General features: G+C 61.2%; 20 protein-coding genes. 12 read left to right on the top strand and 8 right to left on the bottom strand.

What is annotated here, in order from left to right; all coding sequences use genetic code 11:
• Nucleotide 1 precedes the first annotated feature (1 nt).
• From EDC38_RS10350 to EDC38_RS10340, 3 genes are all read left to right on the top strand, one after another.
• On the top strand, nucleotides 2-973 hold the full coding sequence (locus EDC38_RS10350) for a chemotaxis protein CheB (protein WP_246004380.1): 972 nt from the start codon (nucleotides 2-4) through the stop codon (nucleotides 971-973).
• Nucleotides 951-1439 carry a chemotaxis protein CheW gene (locus EDC38_RS10345; RefSeq protein ID WP_123638447.1) on the top strand — a complete coding sequence of 163 codons (489 nt, stop codon included), beginning with the start codon at nucleotides 951-953 and terminating at the stop codon, nucleotides 1437-1439. The genes EDC38_RS10350 and EDC38_RS10345 overlap by 23 nt, the downstream gene beginning before the upstream one ends.
• Nucleotides 1440-1517: 78 nt before the next feature.
• A complete protein-coding gene (locus tag EDC38_RS10340; RefSeq protein WP_024461419.1) occupies nucleotides 1518-2117 on the top strand; it encodes a hypothetical protein in 600 nt (199 codons plus the stop codon).
• Between the two features lie 19 nt (nucleotides 2118-2136).
• Here EDC38_RS10340 and EDC38_RS10335 read toward each other — a convergent pair whose 3' ends face one another.
• A complete protein-coding gene (locus tag EDC38_RS10335) occupies nucleotides 2137-2871 on the bottom strand; it encodes a 16S rRNA (uracil(1498)-N(3))-methyltransferase (protein ID WP_123638910.1) in 735 nt (244 codons plus the stop codon).
• A 148-nt stretch (nucleotides 2872-3019) separates the two neighbouring features.
• Between EDC38_RS10335 and hisB the strand changes: the two genes are divergently transcribed.
• The 4 genes from hisB (at nucleotide 3020) to hisF (ending at nucleotide 6326) form a co-directional block, all read left to right on the top strand.
• Nucleotides 3020-3613 carry an imidazoleglycerol-phosphate dehydratase HisB gene (gene hisB / locus EDC38_RS10330; protein ID WP_024461417.1) on the top strand — a complete coding sequence of 198 codons (594 nt, stop codon included), beginning with the start codon at nucleotides 3020-3022 and terminating at the stop codon, nucleotides 3611-3613.
• 3 nt (nucleotides 3614-3616) lie between these two features.
• Nucleotides 3617-4267 (top strand): imidazole glycerol phosphate synthase subunit HisH, encoded by a 651-nt coding sequence (gene hisH / locus EDC38_RS10325; RefSeq protein ID WP_123638446.1) that lies wholly within the window; start codon nucleotides 3617-3619, stop codon nucleotides 4265-4267.
• 151 nt (nucleotides 4268-4418) lie between these two features.
• Complete coding sequence (hisA, locus tag EDC38_RS10320; RefSeq protein WP_024461415.1) at nucleotides 4419-5156, top strand: 1-(5-phosphoribosyl)-5-[(5-phosphoribosylamino)methylideneamino]imidazole-4-carboxamide isomerase; 738 nt, start codon at nucleotides 4419-4421, stop codon at nucleotides 5154-5156.
• Between the two features lie 399 nt (nucleotides 5157-5555).
• Nucleotides 5556-6326, top strand: coding sequence for an imidazole glycerol phosphate synthase subunit HisF (gene hisF, locus EDC38_RS10315; protein WP_123638445.1), 771 nt, complete (start codon nucleotides 5556-5558; stop codon nucleotides 6324-6326).
• Nucleotides 6327-6373: 47 nt separating this feature from the next.
• On the opposite strand, the gene EDC38_RS10310 is transcribed toward hisF, so the two are convergent.
• From EDC38_RS10310 to gpmI, 5 genes are all read right to left on the bottom strand, one after another.
• A complete protein-coding gene (locus EDC38_RS10310) occupies nucleotides 6374-6595 on the bottom strand; it encodes a DUF6316 family protein (RefSeq protein ID WP_123638444.1) in 222 nt (73 codons plus the stop codon).
• A 121-nt stretch (nucleotides 6596-6716) separates the two neighbouring features.
• On the bottom strand, nucleotides 6717-7619 hold the full coding sequence (locus EDC38_RS10305; RefSeq protein ID WP_024461412.1) for a divergent polysaccharide deacetylase family protein: 903 nt from the start codon (nucleotides 7617-7619) through the stop codon (nucleotides 6717-6719).
• A 6-nt stretch (nucleotides 7620-7625) separates the two neighbouring features.
• Nucleotides 7626-9011: a S41 family peptidase gene (locus tag EDC38_RS10300; RefSeq protein ID WP_123638443.1), complete on the bottom strand. Its 1386-nt coding sequence runs from the start codon at nucleotides 9009-9011 to the stop codon at nucleotides 7626-7628.
• A 121-nt stretch (nucleotides 9012-9132) separates the two neighbouring features.
• Nucleotides 9133-10293: a murein hydrolase activator EnvC family protein gene (locus EDC38_RS10295; RefSeq protein WP_123638442.1), complete on the bottom strand. Its 1161-nt coding sequence runs from the start codon at nucleotides 10291-10293 to the stop codon at nucleotides 9133-9135.
• A 53-nt stretch (nucleotides 10294-10346) separates the two neighbouring features.
• The gene (gene gpmI / locus EDC38_RS10290; RefSeq protein WP_024461409.1) at nucleotides 10347-11909 is read right to left on the bottom strand and encodes a 2,3-bisphosphoglycerate-independent phosphoglycerate mutase; all 1563 of its coding nucleotides are present in this window, start codon (nucleotides 11907-11909) and stop codon (nucleotides 10347-10349) included.
• A gap of 228 nt (nucleotides 11910-12137) precedes the next feature.
• Between gpmI and EDC38_RS10285 the strand changes: the two genes are divergently transcribed.
• From EDC38_RS10285 to secB, 3 genes are read left to right on the top strand one after another with little or no spacing between them, the layout of a single operon-like run.
• Nucleotides 12138-12551, top strand: a complete 414-nt coding sequence (locus EDC38_RS10285) for a rhodanese-like domain-containing protein (protein WP_024461408.1) — start codon at nucleotides 12138-12140, stop codon at nucleotides 12549-12551.
• Between the two features lie 16 nt (nucleotides 12552-12567).
• A complete protein-coding gene (gene grxC / locus EDC38_RS10280; protein WP_123638441.1) occupies nucleotides 12568-12819 on the top strand; it encodes a glutaredoxin 3 in 252 nt (83 codons plus the stop codon).
• Between the two features lie 58 nt (nucleotides 12820-12877).
• Nucleotides 12878-13381: a protein-export chaperone SecB gene (gene secB / locus EDC38_RS10275; protein ID WP_024461406.1), complete on the top strand. Its 504-nt coding sequence runs from the start codon at nucleotides 12878-12880 to the stop codon at nucleotides 13379-13381.
• A gap of 19 nt (nucleotides 13382-13400) precedes the next feature.
• On the opposite strand, the gene EDC38_RS10270 is transcribed toward secB, so the two are convergent.
• Entirely contained in the window at nucleotides 13401-14543 is a 1143-nt protein-coding gene (locus tag EDC38_RS10270; protein WP_170162890.1) for a flagella assembly protein FlgT middle domain-containing protein, read from the bottom strand.
• 100 nt (nucleotides 14544-14643) lie between these two features.
• Here EDC38_RS10270 and EDC38_RS10265 point away from each other — a divergent pair, with 100 nt between their 5' ends.
• Nucleotides 14644-15099 (top strand): hypothetical protein, encoded by a 456-nt coding sequence (locus tag EDC38_RS10265; protein ID WP_123638439.1) that lies wholly within the window; start codon nucleotides 14644-14646, stop codon nucleotides 15097-15099.
• A 77-nt stretch (nucleotides 15100-15176) separates the two neighbouring features.
• Nucleotides 15177-16370 carry a class I SAM-dependent rRNA methyltransferase gene (locus EDC38_RS10260; RefSeq protein ID WP_123638438.1) on the top strand — a complete coding sequence of 398 codons (1194 nt, stop codon included), beginning with the start codon at nucleotides 15177-15179 and terminating at the stop codon, nucleotides 16368-16370.
• A gap of 43 nt (nucleotides 16371-16413) precedes the next feature.
• On the opposite strand, the gene EDC38_RS10255 is transcribed toward EDC38_RS10260, so the two are convergent.
• Entirely contained in the window at nucleotides 16414-16965 is a 552-nt protein-coding gene (locus EDC38_RS10255; RefSeq protein ID WP_123638437.1) for a carboxymuconolactone decarboxylase family protein, read from the bottom strand.
• Between the last annotated feature and the right edge of the window lie 101 nt (nucleotides 16966-17066).

Genomic DNA, 17066 nt, shown 5'->3' with positions numbered 1-17066 from the left:
CGTGACGGGCTTGCGAATTGGTTTGCTGGTCGATAGCCCGCTCAAGCGTCAGTACCTGGCCCTGAGCGCGCGCGAGGCGGGCCACGAACTGGTGGCCTCGCTCATGCTTGATCAGTGCCAAGCGGACGGCCCGGCCCCGGACAGCGCCGATGCCTGGGTGGTGGATGTGGCACTGGATCCGGACGCCGAGCCGCCCGAGCCGGTACAGGCGCTCCTTGAGCACAGTGATGCACCGCTGATCATCAGCGACAGCAGTGAATACCGGCCCGGCAGTGAGGAACACAACGCCTGGCTCAAGCGTACCCTGGCGAAGTTGCGGCAGTTGGCGGGGGATATCAACCTGCAGCGGGTGCCCCGGGCCAAGGCGCTGTGGGTCCTGGCCGCCTCAACCGGTGGCCCGGCGGCGGTGAAGGATTTTCTGTCGTCACTGCCCCCGGGGCTGGGCGTCGCTTTCATCTACGTGCAGCACATTGATACCAGTTACACCGGCACCCTGGTGCGCATGATGAGCCAGAGTCCGTACCCGGCGGCCCTGGCCAGCGATGGCGCGGTGATACAGGCCAACCAGCTATTGATCGTGACGGCCTGTGAGCGGGTGGACCTGTTGGACAATGGCACTGTGGCCATTGCCGATGAGCCCTGGGGTGGCCCCTATGCCCCTTCGGTGGACCAACTGGTGGCGAACGCCGCCCGGGTCTACGGCGAACAACTGGGGTTGATTGTTTTTACCGGGATGGGAAATGATGGCGCGGCGGCCTGCCGGCTGGTGCGTCAGCGCGGGGGCAAGGTCTGGGCCCAGACGCCCCAGAGCTGTACCAGCACCTCCATGCCCGATGCCGCCCTGGCGACCGGTGCGGTCGAGTTGACCGGCACCCCCGGGGAATTGGCGAACCGCCTGAGTGCCCACTGCCGCGCTTCAGCGCAAACACTGATTGAGGAAGTCCGACCCTATGAAAGCCCCGCAGCTCACTGAAACGCCGGAAGTCCGGGAAGTGGCCAGTCTGTTGATTCCCCTGCAGGGTCAGACCCTGCTGGTACCCAACGTCTCGGTAGCGGAGATTGTCCCGGTCGGTCAGATAGATCATGTACCGGGCGCTCCAGACTGGTATCTGGGCGACTATCATTGGCGGGATCTGACCATCCCCCTGGCCTCCTTCGAGTGCCTCAATGGCCAGCCTCGTCCCACCCCGGGGAACTATGCCCGGGTAGCCGTGTTCAATACCACCGGGGTGAGTGAACATATTCACTTTGTGGCTCTTATTGCTCAGGGCCTGCCGCGCTTGGCCCGTGTGACCCCGGAAGAGCTGCAGGTGCGCGATGTCTCACCCACCAACCCCTACGAGCTGATGCAGGTCAGCTGGGCGGGGGAAGACGCGGTCATTCCCGATGTGCCCGGTCTCGAGCAGCGCGTCCTGGACTATCTGAAGACCCGCGTCTGAAGACTCGGGTCGACCAACAACCAGTCTGTACCCATCAGACGGTATCGATAAGGAGCCGCCTCGCGGAGAAACTGACGGATGAAAACCCATACCCTGACGGCCGGCATCACCACGATGCTGGCCACAATCCTCATCGGCTGCGGCGGTGAGCGCGAAGAAGCTTTCAACCCCTCCGAGCCTGAAGAAATTCGCGACCCGGTCGCGGTCAGCTTTGTGTACGAAAACAGCACTACCGACCGGAACAACACCGGGTTTCCCGCGACGGATGTCGACAGTCGGCGCATCGAGATCATTCGCGACCTGGAAGACTACGAATTTCTGATCGACGCCTACCGGGATATCGATGATTTCGTGGTGGCCCCGGATTTTGAGGCCGGGCAGGTGATTCTGTATGACAGCGGCTGGTTCGACGACAGCGAGTGTGCGCAACAACTGAACCTGAACCGGGTTCGCGCGTTCAGCATTACCGAGGATGAAAACGTCGTTGAAGTGGTGTTCAACTACCGCCTCAGCGAGGCGGACGAAGACGCCATTTGCGATGACGAGATTCCCTTCCGTACCTGGGAGCTCCACTATGTCGAGTCCCGTGCGGACCTGATTGTGGTCGAGGAAGTGGATGGCTTAAGTTCCAGTTCGGGCTCCTCCAGCTCGTCGTCCTCTTCCTCTAGCAGTCTGTAAAACCGCGCTGGTGGTGGCCTCAGCGCCAATCTCCCCAGAGATACTGCGCCAGGCTGATGGCCGCTACCGGGGCGGTTTCGGTGCGCATTACTCTGGGGCCGAGCGTCAGGGGTTCACAACCGAATGCCCGAGCCTGCTCGATCTCCTCTTCCGATAGTCCCCCTTCCGGTCCCACCAGGAGACTCACGTGAGTGAGCGCTTCTTGGGCCGGGAGCCCTTTGCTGTCGCGGTGATGAAGGACAAATCGGCGAGTGCCGGCGGTCCGCTCGGCGGCCAGCCAGTCCGCCAGCGCCTGAGGTTGCGCCAGGGTGGGCAAACGGTTTCGCTGGCACTGCTCGCAGGCGCTGATGATCACCTGGCGCCAGTGTTCCTTCTTCTTCTCTAGTCGATCGCCCTTGAGCTTCACTTCCGTGCGCTCGGTAAACAGCGGCGTGATTCGGGTGGCGCCCAGCTCGGTGGCTTTCTGGATCACCCAGTCCATCCGGTCCCCCCGGGACAGGCCAATGGCCAGCTCCAGATCCAAGGGCGACTCCCGATCCTCGGCGGTAAAGGCGTCCAGTGTGGCCTCGACGGCTTTTTTACCCACCTCGGTCAGAGTGGCGGTAAACTCACCGCCCTGACCGTTAAACAGAATCAGTTCCCGCCCCGCCGTCATGCGCAGTACTTTGGCCAGGTGGCGGGAGGGCGCCTCTTCAAGAGTCACGGTGGATCCGGCCTGCAGGGGCTGGTCGGTAAACACCCGGGGGACACGCATGGCGAACTCCAGATCAAAAACCGGCAGTTTAGCAAACTTGCTCTCCGAACCAGATGCTTTCATTGCCCCTGTCGGGGGCTTTCACCATGACAGCAGTGGGGCACTGGCGGTATAATTCCGCTTTTGCTTCCCGGTCTCTGGAGATCCTATGGCCAACCGTCGCGCCCAAGTCAATCGCAATACCCTGGAAACCAAAATCAGCGTCAGCCTGGATCTGGACGGTGAAGGGAAGGGCGTGTTCGACACCGGAGTGCCGTTCCTGGAGCACATGATGGACCAGATCGCCCGCCACGGCATGATCGATCTGGACATCACCTGCGATGGCGACACCCATATCGATGACCACCACACGGTGGAAGACATTGGTATCACCTTGGGGCAGGCGGTGGCCAAGGCCGTGGGGGACAAAAAAGGCATCCGCCGCTATGGCCACGCCTATGTTCCCCTGGACGAAGCGCTGTCGCGGGTGGTGATCGACTTTTCCGGTCGTCCCGGTCTGATGATGGACATTCCGTTCACTCAGAAGCGCATCGGCAAGTTCGATACCGAACTGTTTTCCGAATTTTTCCACGGTTTCGTCAACCACGCGCAGGTTACCCTGCACATCGATAACCTGCGCGGTCACAATGCCCACCACCAGATCGAGACGGTGTTCAAGGCTTTTGGCCGGGCACTGCGGATGGCGCTGGAGGAAGACCCCCGCATGGCGGGCGTGATGCCCTCCACCAAGGGCAGCCTGTAAGTTATGAGTAGCCAACAGATAGCGGTCATCGATTACGGCATGGGCAATCTCCACTCGGTGGCCAGTGCCCTGGAGCATGTCGCACCTGAAGCCGAGGTACTGGTCACCAGTGATCCGGCCCAGGTGAGCGCCGCCGACCGGGTGTTGTTCCCCGGGGTAGGCGCCATTCGCGATTGCATGGCGGAAATCAAGCGCCTGAAATTTGATGAACTGTTGCGCGAGCAGGTTGCCAGCGGCAAGCCCGTGCTGGGCGTCTGCGTCGGCATGCAGGCGCTGATGGACCGCAGCGAAGAGAACGGTGGCGTAGACTGCATCGGTCTGCTGCCGGGGCAGGTGCGCTACTTTGGCGCCGACCTGAAAGACGCCGACGGCCAACGCCTGAAGGTGCCCCACATGGGCTGGAACCAGGTCCACCACACCCACCACCCGCTCTGGGCGGGCATCGAGCAGGATGCACGCTTTTACTTCGTGCACAGCTTCTATGTGGAGGCCGGCAACCCCGAGCAGGTGGCCGGCACCTGCGACTATGGCACCACCTTCGCGGCGGCGCTGACCCAGGACAACCTGTTTGCCGTGCAATTCCACCCGGAGAAAAGCCATACGGCCGGGTTGCAGTTGTTGCGCAATTTTGTGGATTGGAATGGCAAGCCCTGACTTTTGGTAACGGCGGATGCGGCCTTCGGCCTTATCCGCCCTACGCATAGCACCGCGGTCCACGTAGGGCGGATCGGTCCGACGATTCGGAGCGAAGCGCATCCGCCGTAAAGAAACGACTCCAACACTGATTAACGGGACTCACCCAAACATGCTGATTATCCCCGCCATTGATTTGAAAGACGGCCAATGCGTACGACTGCGCCAGGGCCTGATGGACGACTCCACCGTATTCTCTGACGACCCGGTCGCCATGGCCAAACGCTGGGTGGACGCCGGTTGCCGCCGGTTGCACCTGGTGGACCTGAACGGCGCCTTTGAGGGCAAACCGGTCAACGGCGAGGTGGTGACGGCCATCGCCCGGGCTTACCCGGACCTGCCGATCCAGATCGGCGGCGGTATCCGCAGCGCCGAGACGATCGAGCATTACCTGCAGGCGGGTGTGCAGTATGTGATCATCGGCACCAAGGCGGTGAAGGAGCCGGAGTTTGTGACCGAGATGTGCCGCCGGTTTCCGGGGCATATCATTGTCGGTCTGGATGCCAAAGACGGTCTGGTGGCGACGGATGGTTGGGCCGAGGTGTCTGAGGTGAAGGCGACGGATCTGGCGAAACGTTTTGAGAAAGATGGCGTCAGTGCGATTGTCTACACGGATATTGCCCGCGACGGTATGATGCAGGGTGTGAATGTGGAGCAGACGCTGGCGATGGCTAACGCTTCGAGCATCCCGGTGATCGCCTCTGGCGGTATTACCAATATGGATGATATCAAGGCGTTGCGTCAGGTATCCGATCAGGGCATTACCGGAGCGATTACCGGCCGGGCGATTTATGAAGGCTCGCTGGATGTGGCTGAAGCCCAGGCTTATTGTGATTCGGCTGGGTCCTAATCGTAACGTCCGACTTGGTGCTTGTCAGGTCGTCCGGGCGGAGGCAGGGTAAACCCTTCGGAGACCCGCCGTGAACCCATCCATGGGGGCTTCTCGTCGACATCCATGTCTCCGAGAGTCTCCGAAGGGTTTACCCCGCCTCCGCCCTCAGTGCCATCCTTGTAACTTTGGGTGAATTTCCGGTTGGGTTTGGGGACTGCCCGCGACCCAATCAGCCGACTTTGAATGGATGACGAAATTCTCTACGACGTGCAGAGGCCCGGAGTGGGGTAGAGTGTTCCGGGACCCTCAACCGAGGGACTCGCGTTGTGGAGCTTACAGGGATGTATTCACAGCGTGTCCCGGAACACTCTACCCCACTTCGGGCCGGACGTGACGAATCCCACAGCAGGTTTATTCATGGCTTTAGCAAAACGCATCATCCCCTGTCTCGACGTCGATAATGGCCGTGTGGTCAAAGGCGTTCAGTTTGTTGATATCCGTGATGCCGGTGACCCGGTGGAAGTGGCCAAGCGCTACAACGAACAGGGCGCGGATGAGATTACCTTTCTGGATATTACCGCCAGTCACGAAGGGCGGGATACCACCGTGCATACCGTCGAGCGCATGGCCGCCGAGGTGTTCATTCCCCTGACCGTGGGCGGAGGTATTCGCAAGATTGAAGACATTCGTCGCATGCTCAATGCCGGGGCCGACAAGGTGGGCATCAATTCTGCGGCCGTGTCCGATCCGGAGTTTGTCAAAGCCGCAGCCGAGCGCTTTGGGTCCCAGTGTATTGTGGTTGCCATCGATGCCAAACAGGTCAGCGGTGAGGGCGAGGCGCCCCGGTGGGAGATTTTTACCCACGGCGGTCGCAAACCCACCGGGATTGATGCGGTTCAGTGGGCGCGCAAGATGGCCGATTACGGTGCGGGAGAAATACTGCTCACCAGTATGGATCGCGACGGTACCAAGAATGGCTTTGATCTGAAACTGACCCGGGCCATCAGCGACGCGGTGTCGATACCGATCATTGCCTCCGGTGGAGTGGGGAATCTTCAGCACCTGGCGGATGGGGTTCTGGAAGGGGGTGCCGATGCGGTGTTGGCGGCAAGTATCTTCCACTTTGGGGAGTACAGCATCCCCGAAGCCAAGGCCTATATGCGCGAACGCGGCATTGAGATGCGCTAGCTCTCAATGCCGCGTTCGCGGTTTGATGTCCGTTGGGTGAGGGCAGGTCAGGCGGCCCGGTAACTCTCTAAGGCTTCTTTTACCTTGGGCTCGGCGGCGCAGATGAAGTCGATGAATTCGCCGACTCCGATTTCCGCATCCTCCCGGCTGTCGAAGGGGCCTATGTCCACGCCCTCCCGGGTGGTGTAATACCAGTAGCCGTCTTTTTCCAGAAAACGTCCGGTCCGCTTGGGGACGCTGCCGTGTTCTCCTGCTCTGTTCTCGCTCATAATCTTAACCTGCTTGGTTGATCGCTTTTCCCCGGGACCGGGGTGAATTCCCTGATCGAAGTGCGGTGTCTGCGCCGGTAACACCCGCTACGCAACCGCTTCCTGTCTTTATAGAGCAATATTAATTTAATAGCAAATGTTGACTCAGGCGATACGGGCGCCGTTCGGTGACCAGTGGGCTGAGTTTTTCTGTGGCCGCGTCGGGTCCGCCTGCCATCGATTGCGAGCCCACTGGGGGGCGCCAAAGGCTGAGAGGGGGGGCCAGGCAACTGCGTCCGACAATCGACAGGGGGGCCTCGGGCCGCTCCAGAAGCACCGATATGGGTACCAGGTTGACGCCAGCGTCGGCCAACAGGGGAGTGATCTGCTCCAGTACCATCAACGTCTCGGGGTAGGGGTGACCGATGGCAAGGGCGTAGCCACGGGTACGGGCCAGCTCGATGGCCTGTTTGAGCTGGCGCATTACGCTTTCTACCGAACGTTCATGGTCGAGGAAAACATCCCGCTTGAGGGTGGGAATCCGGTAGCGTCGGGCGGTTTCCCAGGCCTGGCTGTCCGCCGTGGTGCGGCTGTCGATAAAGTAATAGCCATGTTCGCCCAAGTACTGCATCAGCCAGCCCATCGGCTCGCTTTCCTGGGTCAGTTGGCTGCCCATGTGGTTGTTGAGGCCGCGGGCTTCAGGGATGCTCCTCAGGTTGTCCTCGAGGGTGCGGATGAAGTCCCTGTGGCTCATGCCTGAGGCCAGCGCTCCGGCATCCAGTGGCAGGTTGCGAATGTTGCTCATGGGGTTGTGCAGCATGATTTCCTTCCCCATTGCCGCCCCCTCGCGGGCCAGTCTTGAGCCGTGGGGTGCGTGCGGCAATACGGCAAAGGTGAAATTGCCGGGCAGGTTCAGGCTGCGCTTTCCCAGAGCGGCGCTGTAGCCGATATCATCAATGATGATCGCCAGTTGCCCGGCCTGACTCAGGGACGCTCCCAGCAGCAGAACGGCGACCAGGGTAAGGCGCAGCAACGGCAGGAGCATCCGGGTTTACTCCGCTCCCGACTCGTGCTCGGGCGCATTGTCGCTGTCGGACAGCGGGGGCAGGCGCTGGGCTAGATTGGCCTTCTGACGCTGCTGAAAAATATGCAGCCCCTTGAGCATATTGATGGCTTCGTGGAGTTGGTTGTCGCCGATATCATCATCGCGGGCCTCTCGCTCGGATTTCCGGGTGCGGGTATTGCTCTCTTCCCCGCCGTTGGCATTGCCCAGGTGGCCGGCGAGATCTGCCTCGGTGGAGCGGACACCGGTGCGCAGGGCGGTGACCCGGGCGCGCTCGACCGTGACGTCTGGCACGATGCCCTGAGCCTGGATGGAGCGACCGTTCGGAGTGTAGTAGAGCGCCGTGGTGAGCTTGACCGCCCGGGTTTCAGAGATGGGAACCACCGTCTGTACCGAGCCTTTGCCGAAGCTGCGGGTCCCCAGGACCACGGCGCGACCGTGATCTTGCAGGGCACCGGCCACAATTTCAGACGCCGAGGCGGAGCCGTCGTTGATCAGCACCACAATAGGCAGGTCTTCGGCCACTTCGCCCTCATTCGCGTAGTAGCGCATATCGCTGTTCTCGGTGCGCCCCTCGGTGTAAACCACCAGCCCTTCATTCAGAAAGGCATCGGCGACCTCCACCGACGTCTGCAGCACGCCCCCGGGGTTGTTGCGCAGGTCGAGCACAATGCCGCGGATATCGTCGTGCTCCGCGCGCAGGTCTTCCAGCGCGTCAATCATGTCCTGGCCCGTACTGACCTGGAACTGGGCGATTCGAATGTACGCGTAGTGGTCATCTTCAACCCGTACGCGCACACTCCTGACCTTGATGATGTCCCGGGTCAGGGTGACCTCAAAAGGCTGGTCGATGCCCTCCCGCACCACGGTCAACGTCAGGTCGCTGCCTTTGGGGCCGCGCATTTTCTCCACGGCTTCGTTCAGACTCAGGCCTTTGACCGGTTGGTCATCCAGGCGAATGATCAGATCGCCCGGCTCGATGCCGGCCTTCTGGGCGGGGGTATCATCAATCGGTGCGATCACCTTGACGAAGCCATCTTCCATCCCGACTTCGATCCCGATGCCACCAAACTCACCGGAGGTGTTTTCCTGTAGATCTTCGAAGGACTTTTCATCCAGATAGGCCGAGTGTGGGTCCAGCTCGGCGATCATGCCCTTGATCGCGTACTCCAGCAGCTCGGCGTCCGACAGCTCCTCCACATAACCATTGCGAATATGGTCGTATACCCGGGTGAAGGTGCGCAGCTCCTCGAGCGGCAGCAGGCCCTGCTCTTCGGGCGTGGCGGTGTCTGTCACGGACTGGGACAGCGCCAGCGGTGATAGGGTGGCGAACAGTACCGCCAGGGCAGCCTGTTTGAAATTAGCGTACAGCATCCGGTTCTCCTGACTTGAGGGTCCGGTGTGGATCGGTTCCCGCGAGCGTGGCCGTGGGGATGACAATATGACAATCAGTATGGCGCATAATTCACTATAGCCGGTATCCCGGATGAGGCGATCAAGCCTGCGCCAGCCAGGGCATGGGGTTGGTGGGTTTGCCCCGGTGTCGAATCTCGAAATACAGGCCGGCCTGAATCTGGCCGCCCGTGTTGCCAACGCTGGCAATGGTCTCCCCCGCGCTGACCCACTCGCCGGTCTCTTTGTACAGGCTTTGATTGTGGGCGTACAGGCTCATATAGCCCTCGCCATGGTCCACAATCAACAGAAGTCCGTGGCCCCGGAAGTAATCGGAAAATACCACGCGGCCATGGTGCACGGCCAGTACCGGCTCTCCCTCGCTGGCACCAATGACAATGCCGTTGCGGGTGATCTGACCGTCCAGCTGAGCGCTGCCAAAACGGTGTCGCAGCGACCCCTGGGCCGGCCAGGGGAGGCGACCTTTGCGCTGGCTGAACGGGGTATCGCCACCGGGCATTTCCAGGTCGGCGACGGCGGCGACCATTTCGTCCAGCAGCGACTGGAGCCGCTCCCGGTCCTTCTGCAGGTCCGCTAGCTCCTGATCGGTGGAGCGGATGCGCTGATTCAGGGCAGCCAGGGTCTGGCGGCGGCTTTCCTGGCGCTCGGCCAGGCGTTCGTGTTGTGCTTTCAGTTGGTCCCGGTTGCGGGCCAGCTCAGCCGTTTTCTGGACAATGCGGGGCTCGATGCGATCCAGCTCGGAGAGCGTCTCCAGGTAGCGCTCGATTTTATCGGTGCGCGCTTCCAGCCAGTAATCGTAATAGCGCAACAGGCGCGATACGCGCTGGGGACTCTCCTGGTTGAGCAGCAACTTGATCTGGCTCTGTCGGCCCAGGGAGTAGGCGGCCTGGACCTGTTCGGCAACGGCCTGCTGCTGAGCCTGTCGGGACTGATCCAGCTCGTTGCGCTCCTGCTTCAGGCTCTGCAGGTCGCTGTTCTGTTGCTCAAGGTCGGACTCGATGCGCTCAATTTTTTTGAGCAGCTCGCCAATATCGGATTCCGAGGATTCGAGCTGTTCCTTGAGCTCATCCCGGGAGCCCTGGGTTTTCTTCAGTTCTTGTTGCAACTGCTCAATGGTCTTCTGAAGCTCCTGCATTCGCGCTTCATAGTCGGCCTGGTCATTGGCCTGAGCAGCGCCGCTCAGGATCAGGCACAGGCAGAGCAGGTACTTTCCGAGGCCTTGGACACGCGCAGCGATCATCATGGGGGGGAACCTTGCCGTCGATGGGGCGACCGGGAGGTCGCCCCATCTGTGGATTACTCGCTCAGGGTGACCAGGTTGCGACCGGTCATTTCCTTGGGTTGGGGTAGGCCCATCAGGTGCAGCATGGTGGGTGCCAGGTCGGCCAGGGAGCCGCCTTCGGCGATGCTGCCTTTGCGCGAGCTGACGTAGATCAGGGGCACCGGCAGGGTGGAGTGCTGGGTGCTGACCTGGCCGGACTCGGGGTCGTACATTTCCTCGACGTTGCCGTGGTCAGCGGTCACCAGCGCTTCGCCGCCCGCTTTCAGAGTGGCGTCGAGCACCCGTCCCAGGCACTCATCCACGGCTTCAACGGATTTGACCGCCGCTTCGAAGATGCCCGAGTGGCCCACCATGTCGCCGTTGGCGTAGTTGCAGATGATGGCGTCGTACTTCCCGGACTCGATGGCTTCGACCAGTTTGTCGGTCACTTCCGGAGCACTCATTTCTGGCTGCAGGTCGTAGGTGGCCACTTTCGGCGAGGGCACCAGAATGCGATCCTCGCCTTCAAACTCGGATTCGGTGCCGCCGTTGAAGAAGAAGGTCACGTGGGCGTATTTCTCGGTCTCGGCAATGCGCAGTTGGGTTTTGCCCTGCTTGGCCAGGTAGTCGCCAAAGGAGTTCACCAGCTCCTGGGGCGGGAAGGCGCAGTTGGCCTTGATGTCCGAGGCGTACTCGGTGGTCATCACGAAGTCGGCCAGCTTGGGCTCGCACTGACGCTTGAAGCCGTCGAAATCGCTCTCGATTAGGGCGCGGGTGATCTGGCGGGCCCGGTCGGGGCGGAAATTCATGAAGATGGCAACATCGCCGTCCTGCATCGTGACCGGCTCCTGGCCGTCACCGGCAATCACGGTCGCTTTGACGAATTCGTCGTTTTCATCGCGCTCATAAGCGGCGGCCAGGCCTTCAACGGCGGTCTTGGCGGTAAATTCGCCGGTGCCGCAGGCCATGGCGTTGTAGGCTTTCTCTACTCGATCCCAGTTGTTGTCCCGGTCCATGGCGAAGTAGCGCCCGACAATGCTGGCCACCCGACCAACGCCCAGCTCGGCGAACTGCTTTTCGGCTTTCTCGAGAGAGGCCTTGGCGCTGCGCGGGGCGGTGTCGCGGCCGTCCAGGAAGGCGTGCAGGTACACTTCCTTGGCGCCGCGTTTGGCGGCAGCGTCCACCATGGCAAAAATGTGGTCTTCGTGACTGTGAACGCCCCCTTCGGACAGCAGGCCGAACACGTGCACGGCCTTGCCGGCGTCTTTGGCTGTGTCGATGGCCGCGGCGTAGGCCGGGTTCTCGGCGAACTCGCCATCTTCGATGGCTTTATTGATGCGGGTAAAATTCTGGTAGACCACTCGGCCGGCACCAATGGTGGTGTGGCCCACTTCACTGTTGCCCATCTGGCCTTCCGGCAGGCCCACCGCCATCCCGGAGGTGGCGATCAGGCTGTGCGGAGCCTCTTTCCAGAGGCGGTCCAGAACCGGGGTGTTGGCACTGTACACAGCGTTGTGCTCGGTCTTTTCCGAGTAGCCAACGCCATCCAGAACGATCAATACGGTAGGCTTTTTGGCAGCAGTCTGGTTAGCGGTCATAGTTACGGTCACTTCTCTGAGTCGCTGAATGAAGGTCGAATGGAATGGCCATTGCCAGTACCCGGCGGGTCGCAACCGGGTACAAAAGGTCCATTCTAACGCGTTACCCGTGGTAACTCTACGTCAGCCGCTGAGAAAAGGACGTCTGATAGTGTATACTGCGGCGCGCTCCGCCTCGGGTAAGCCGTGCGCGGATTCTCCCCGATTCGAGTTGAGGAAGGCGAAGACGTGGAATTTTTTGTATTTGTCAGTCAAGAATGGCTTCTGATCACCACGCTGGCGGTGTTGATGCTGGTGTACGCCATGCGCGAGCGCATCAAGAATGGCAAGCCCATTCCCGCGTTTGAGGTGACCCGCCTGCTCAACAACGAGGAGGCGGTGCTGCTGGATGTGCGCGAGGCGTCGGAGTTCAAAGCCGGCCATATTTCCGGCGCGCTGAACCTGCCCTACAAAAAAGTGACGGCAGAGGCAGAGCAGCTATTGGCGCCGCACCGGGACAAGATCATCGTGGTGGCGGACAAGCTCGGTCAGCACGCGGGGGCGGCCGGCCGTACCCTGGGGCAGAAAGGCTTTGATGTACGCCGTCTGGCCGGCGGTATTACCGAGTGGCAGAACCAGGGTATGCCCTTGGTGAAAGGCTGATCCGCAGGAGGTTAGAATGGCGAAAGTAGTGATGTACACCACGGCGATATGCCCGTTCTGCGTCAATGCCAAGCATTTGCTGGAAGGTAAAGGGGTGGCATTTGAAGAGATTCGGGTGGATCGGGATCCCTCCCTGCGTAAAAAGATGATGGCTGACAGTGGTCAGCGCACGGTGCCTCAGATCTGGATTGGAGACGCCCATGTGGGTGGCTTCACGGACCTGTGGGCACTGGACAAGAGCGGCAAGCTGGATGACATGCTGGGCTGAGCGCTCACCGACAGCGGCCGATTCAGGGCTAATTGATTGAACCAACGGAAACCTAATTATGGCAGATGAAAACACCACTCAGGAAAACGGCGCTGGCGCCACTCAGGAAGCGCCGCGCGGTCTTCAGATCAAGCGGATCTACCTGAAGGATTTGTCCTTTGAAACGCCCATGGGCGTTGAATCCTTCAACCGTGCCTGGAAACCGAAAATTGATCAGGAGCTGAATGTTCAGGTCAACAACCTGGATGAAAACCACTACGAAGTGGTGCTGTTGATGACCATCACCGCCACGATGGATGACAAGGTGGTGTTTCTGGTGGAAGTGAAGCAGGCTGGCCTGTTCGCGATTCAGGGGCTGGAGAAAGCCCAGTTGAGCCAGGTGATCAACACCACCTGCCCCCAGATCCTGTTCCCCTACACGCGCGAAGTGATTGACTCCACGCTGTCCCGCGGCGGTTTCCCGCCCCTGATGCTGCCTCCGATCAACTTCGATGCGGTATTCGCCCAGGCGGTACAGCAGGTTCGCAAGCAGGGCGAGTCCTCGCAGCCGGCCGACGCCTGAGTCAGCCCCTGAGACAGAGTCAGTTCTGAAGCCAGGTGTACACCTCGTTTTCTGAGGGTGCCTGGCCCGGTGTCACCGCATAGTGTTCACCGTGCAGTGAGGTGGCGCCCTCCAGGCGCACCTCGCTGGTTTGAGGGTGAACCTTCTCCACCCTCAGATGAACGCCGCTCTCCAGGCGGTGCGCGCTGTACTGCCGATACTCCCCCGGAATGGGCCGCAGGCTGATCCGGTGCAGAGGCAGTCGGTCCCCCACTTGTAACCCCTGGACGTGTCCGGCATGTAGCAGTGTGGTTGCGCCCGAATGGGGTGGGTCCAGACGCGCCACCAGAGGCTGGCAGCGAATCACTTCGTTCAACGCCCGGCCCGCCTCGGCCAACACCGCTTCAATCTTCTGGCCGTAGTCGGTCTCCCAGAACGCCGGGGTCCCGAATCGGGCGCGCTCCGGGCGTCTGGGGTTCCATATTCCCGCCAAACGGTAGCTCCGCGTGTGTAATCGCTGTCCCGTATGGCCATCGTGTAAATTCAGCTGTAGAACAAAATCCCGTTGCCGGGTGTCCCATTCTGGCTTCAGGCGCAGGGTGCTGACGGCGGCGTTGCGGGCGCGGGTCACCAGGCCGGGGTTGAGCGCATCCCCGGGGCGGGCCATGCCCAGGTCATGGAGTGTGCCGCTGAGCACCAGTTGCGTGCCATGCTCCCGGGCCAACTGGCGAATGGGCTGGCCCGAATTGGCGGACGGTTCCGGCAGGCTTTGCCCGATCAGTTGGTACTGAAACAGCTGGTTGCCCCGGGCCAGGTGTTCTCCCAGGCGCTCAGCCAGAGCCTGCTCGGCGCCCGAGAGGCCGCCTGCGTTAGCTTCGGCCCGCTCCCGGCGGGGGAAGGCGGTGATCAGCAATGACTTACGGTACTCCCTTGCTCCGTGGGGGCAGGCCAGGGCGGCGGTGCTCGGTGAAGCCGTGGCCGCCGGGTGCGGGGCGTCTGGGTCCGATCCTGAGACCGGTTCGTACTGTGCGGTATGCTGGCCGTGGGTGCCCTGAGGGTGGCTGCCAAAATGTGGTTGGCTGGGACCGGCGGTGGCGTCACCCATGAGGGCGGTGGCCACCAGTAGCAGCAGGGCGTTGCGGGCAGGGGCCAATGGCAATGGTAAACGGCTGTACTTGGTCACCGGGTCGCTCCGCTGGTGGTCAATACCAGGGAAATGTTTTAGGGTTTCGTATTGGGTTGTCGGCCTGAACGGCAACATCTTGAGCAGTGGGGAACGGAATATGGGCAATGGCAGAGGCCGGTGGTGGTTGGGCGTGACCGGAGTGTTGATCGGTACCCTGCTGATCGGGTGCAGTAGCGGTGGGCGCCATTACGGGGGCCTGAAAGAGACGCTGTCGATTGATCTGCGGCCCAACAGCAGCAAACTGTTTGTGTATCAACTGGATGTGCCGGATGCCCGTCAGCGGCCACTGGTGCAGGTGTACCGGTCCCCTAAGGATGTGACCGAGCATCGTCGTCGGGAGCCTTTGGGCAGCCGCGAGTACCGGCAGTTGCGCAGCGACGCCGAGCGGGCCGTGACACTCACCGGGTACTGCCGGGAGGGCTTTCTGGAGTTGGACTATCGTCTGTCCCGGGCCGAGATGTGGCTGCGGGGAGAGTGTCGTGAGGGCGCTACCGAAGAAGACCGGAGCCGCTTTGCCGAAAGATCCCAACTGCCTATTCCACAGCCGGAGTGATCGTGTCCGGTCGTGGTCTCGCGTAGAATGGCGAGCGCCGCCACTTCCGGCGGTCGATCGTCATTGGAGAACGACCCGTGTCATTGCCCCCCTTGCAGCTCAAGAAAAATACCGACCGTCGCCTCAAACGCGGCCACCTGTGGATCTACAGTAACGAGGTGGACGTGGCCAAAACGCCGCTCAAGGCGTTCCAGCCCGGGGATCAGGCGCTGGTCCTGGCCAGCACCGGCAAGGCGCTCGGGGTGGCGGTGGTCAATCCGGCCGGCCTGATCTGCGCGCGGCTGGTCAATCGCGATCCGGAGCAGCCCCTGAGTAAATCCCTGCTCGTGCACCGTATCAATCAGGCTCTGGCCTTGCGCGATGCCTTCTTTCCCGGCCCCTATTACCGACTCATCTACGGCGATTCCGATCTGCTCCCCGGGCTGGTGGTGGACCGCTTCGGTGACTATCTGGTGGTTCAGATTGCCAGTGCCGGCATGGAGCGGCACAAGGCCGATATTATCGAGGCACTGGTACAGTGTCTGAAGCCCGCGGGCATTCTGCTGGACAACGATCACGGCGCCCGAGAGCTGGAGGGGTTGGCGCGCTATCAGGAAGTCGCCCACGGCACCATGCCGGACACTCTGGAGCTGGTGGAGAATGGGGCCCGCTTCCGGATTCCGGTAGGACAGGGTCAGAAAACCGGTTGGTTCTACGATCACCGCGACAATCGCGCCCGCCTGCAGGGCTGGTGTCGGGATCGCCGGGTGCTGGATGTCTTTTCCTATATGGGCGGTTGGGGTGTGGCGGCTGCCAACGCCGGCGCCAGGGAAGTGGTCTGTGTGGATGCCTCGGCCACGGCGCTGGACGGAGTGGCCACCAATGCCGAGCTGAACGGCGTGGCGGACCGGGTCAGCGCGCTTCAGGGCAAGGCCATTGACGTGCTCAAGGCACTGATCGCCGACGGTGAAACTTTCGATGTGGTGGTGCTGGACCCGCCCGCGTTTATCAAACGGCGCAAGGACCAGAAGGCCGGAGAGGCGGCGTATCGCCACATCAATGAGCTGGCCATTCGACTGCTGGGCCGCGATGGCCTGCTGGTGTCGGCGTCCTGCTCCATGCACCTGGCCCGGGAATCGCTGACCGATATCGTGCGCGGTGCCGGCCGGCACCTGGACCGTCACGTACAGATCATCGCCCAGGGCGGGCAGGGCGCCGATCATCCCGTGCACCCGGCCATCCCCGAGACCGATTATCTGAAAGCGGTGTTTGTCCGGGTGTACCTGCCCTGACCCGCAAAAAGCCACCGGGCGAGGGCCCGGTGGCTTCAGTCAATTACGACGCCTTCCACTCAAACGCCTTGAACGGCTCGTCGACCGGTGTGCCGGCAATGTGGTTGATGTAGTTGCTCATCACCTTCTGGGAGACGGTGAGAATCACTTCCAGTACCTGCCGGTGGCCGTGCCCCGCCGCATAAAACGCCTTCAGGTCCTGATCGCTGACATTGCCCTGCTTGCGCAGTACCGACAGGGTGAAATCGCGCAGCGCCTCCAGCTTGTCATCCGGCAGCGGTGTCTGGTCCCGCAAGGCGTTATCAATATCCTCCGACACCTTCATGGAACGGGCAATGCCACTGTGGGCGGGAACGCAGTAGTGGCACTGGTTCTCCACGTTGATGCTCTGCCAGACCACGGTTTTCTCGTCCTTGTTCAGGCTGGAATTCAGCACCAGTTCGTGCAGCGTCTGGTAGCCCGCAAGGGTATCCGGCGCCTCGGCCATCACCGCGTGCAGGTTCGGGATCATGCCAAAGTCACTCAGGGACTTCTTCAGCAGGGGTTTGGCTTCTTCCGGTGCGCTATCGAGGTCGTGCAGTTTGAAATCGCTCATGAGGTGCTCCTTTGTTGAATGATTGCTCAATTACGAGATCACTGTAGTTGTTATTGAGTATTTGTTCAAGTATATTTCTCGCTAGTCGCTTTTTTATAAAT

This window comes from Marinimicrobium koreense, assembly GCF_003762925.1.
Taxonomy (GTDB): domain Bacteria; phylum Pseudomonadota; class Gammaproteobacteria; order Pseudomonadales; family Cellvibrionaceae; genus Marinimicrobium; species Marinimicrobium koreense.
The sequence above is the reverse complement of the archived record's forward strand: the minus strand, read 5'-3'. Positions and strand labels throughout refer to the sequence as shown.

Bases quoted from the DNA above. Each gene is read 5' to 3' on its own strand.
- EDC38_RS10345 (WP_123638447.1), top strand. From the start codon at position 951: ATGAAAGCCCCGCAGCTCACTGAAACGCCGGAAGTCCGGGAAGTGGCC.
- EDC38_RS10340 (WP_024461419.1), top strand. From the start codon at position 1,518: ATGAAAACCCATACCCTGACGGCCGGCATCACCACGATGCTGGCCACA.
- EDC38_RS10335 (WP_123638910.1), bottom strand. From the start codon at position 2,871: ATGCGTGTCCCCCGGGTGTTTACCGACCAGCCCCTGCAGGCCGGATCC.
- hisB (WP_024461417.1), top strand. From the start codon at position 3,020: ATGGCCAACCGTCGCGCCCAAGTCAATCGCAATACCCTGGAAACCAAA.
- hisH (WP_123638446.1), top strand. From the start codon at position 3,617: ATGAGTAGCCAACAGATAGCGGTCATCGATTACGGCATGGGCAATCTC.
- hisA (WP_024461415.1), top strand. From the start codon at position 4,419: ATGCTGATTATCCCCGCCATTGATTTGAAAGACGGCCAATGCGTACGA.
- hisF (WP_123638445.1), top strand. From the start codon at position 5,556: ATGGCTTTAGCAAAACGCATCATCCCCTGTCTCGACGTCGATAATGGC.
- EDC38_RS10310 (WP_123638444.1), bottom strand. From the start codon at position 6,595: ATGAGCGAGAACAGAGCAGGAGAACACGGCAGCGTCCCCAAGCGGACC.
- EDC38_RS10305 (WP_024461412.1), bottom strand. From the start codon at position 7,619: ATGCTCCTGCCGTTGCTGCGCCTTACCCTGGTCGCCGTTCTGCTGCTG.
- EDC38_RS10300 (WP_123638443.1), bottom strand. From the start codon at position 9,011: ATGCTGTACGCTAATTTCAAACAGGCTGCCCTGGCGGTACTGTTCGCC.
- EDC38_RS10295 (WP_123638442.1), bottom strand. From the start codon at position 10,293: ATGATGATCGCTGCGCGTGTCCAAGGCCTCGGAAAGTACCTGCTCTGC.
- gpmI (WP_024461409.1), bottom strand. From the start codon at position 11,909: ATGACCGCTAACCAGACTGCTGCCAAAAAGCCTACCGTATTGATCGTT.
- grxC (WP_123638441.1), top strand. From the start codon at position 12,568: ATGGCGAAAGTAGTGATGTACACCACGGCGATATGCCCGTTCTGCGTC.
- secB (WP_024461406.1), top strand. From the start codon at position 12,878: ATGGCAGATGAAAACACCACTCAGGAAAACGGCGCTGGCGCCACTCAG.
- EDC38_RS10265 (WP_123638439.1), top strand. From the start codon at position 14,644: ATGGGCAATGGCAGAGGCCGGTGGTGGTTGGGCGTGACCGGAGTGTTG.
- EDC38_RS10255 (WP_123638437.1), bottom strand. From the start codon at position 16,965: ATGAGCGATTTCAAACTGCACGACCTCGATAGCGCACCGGAAGAAGCC.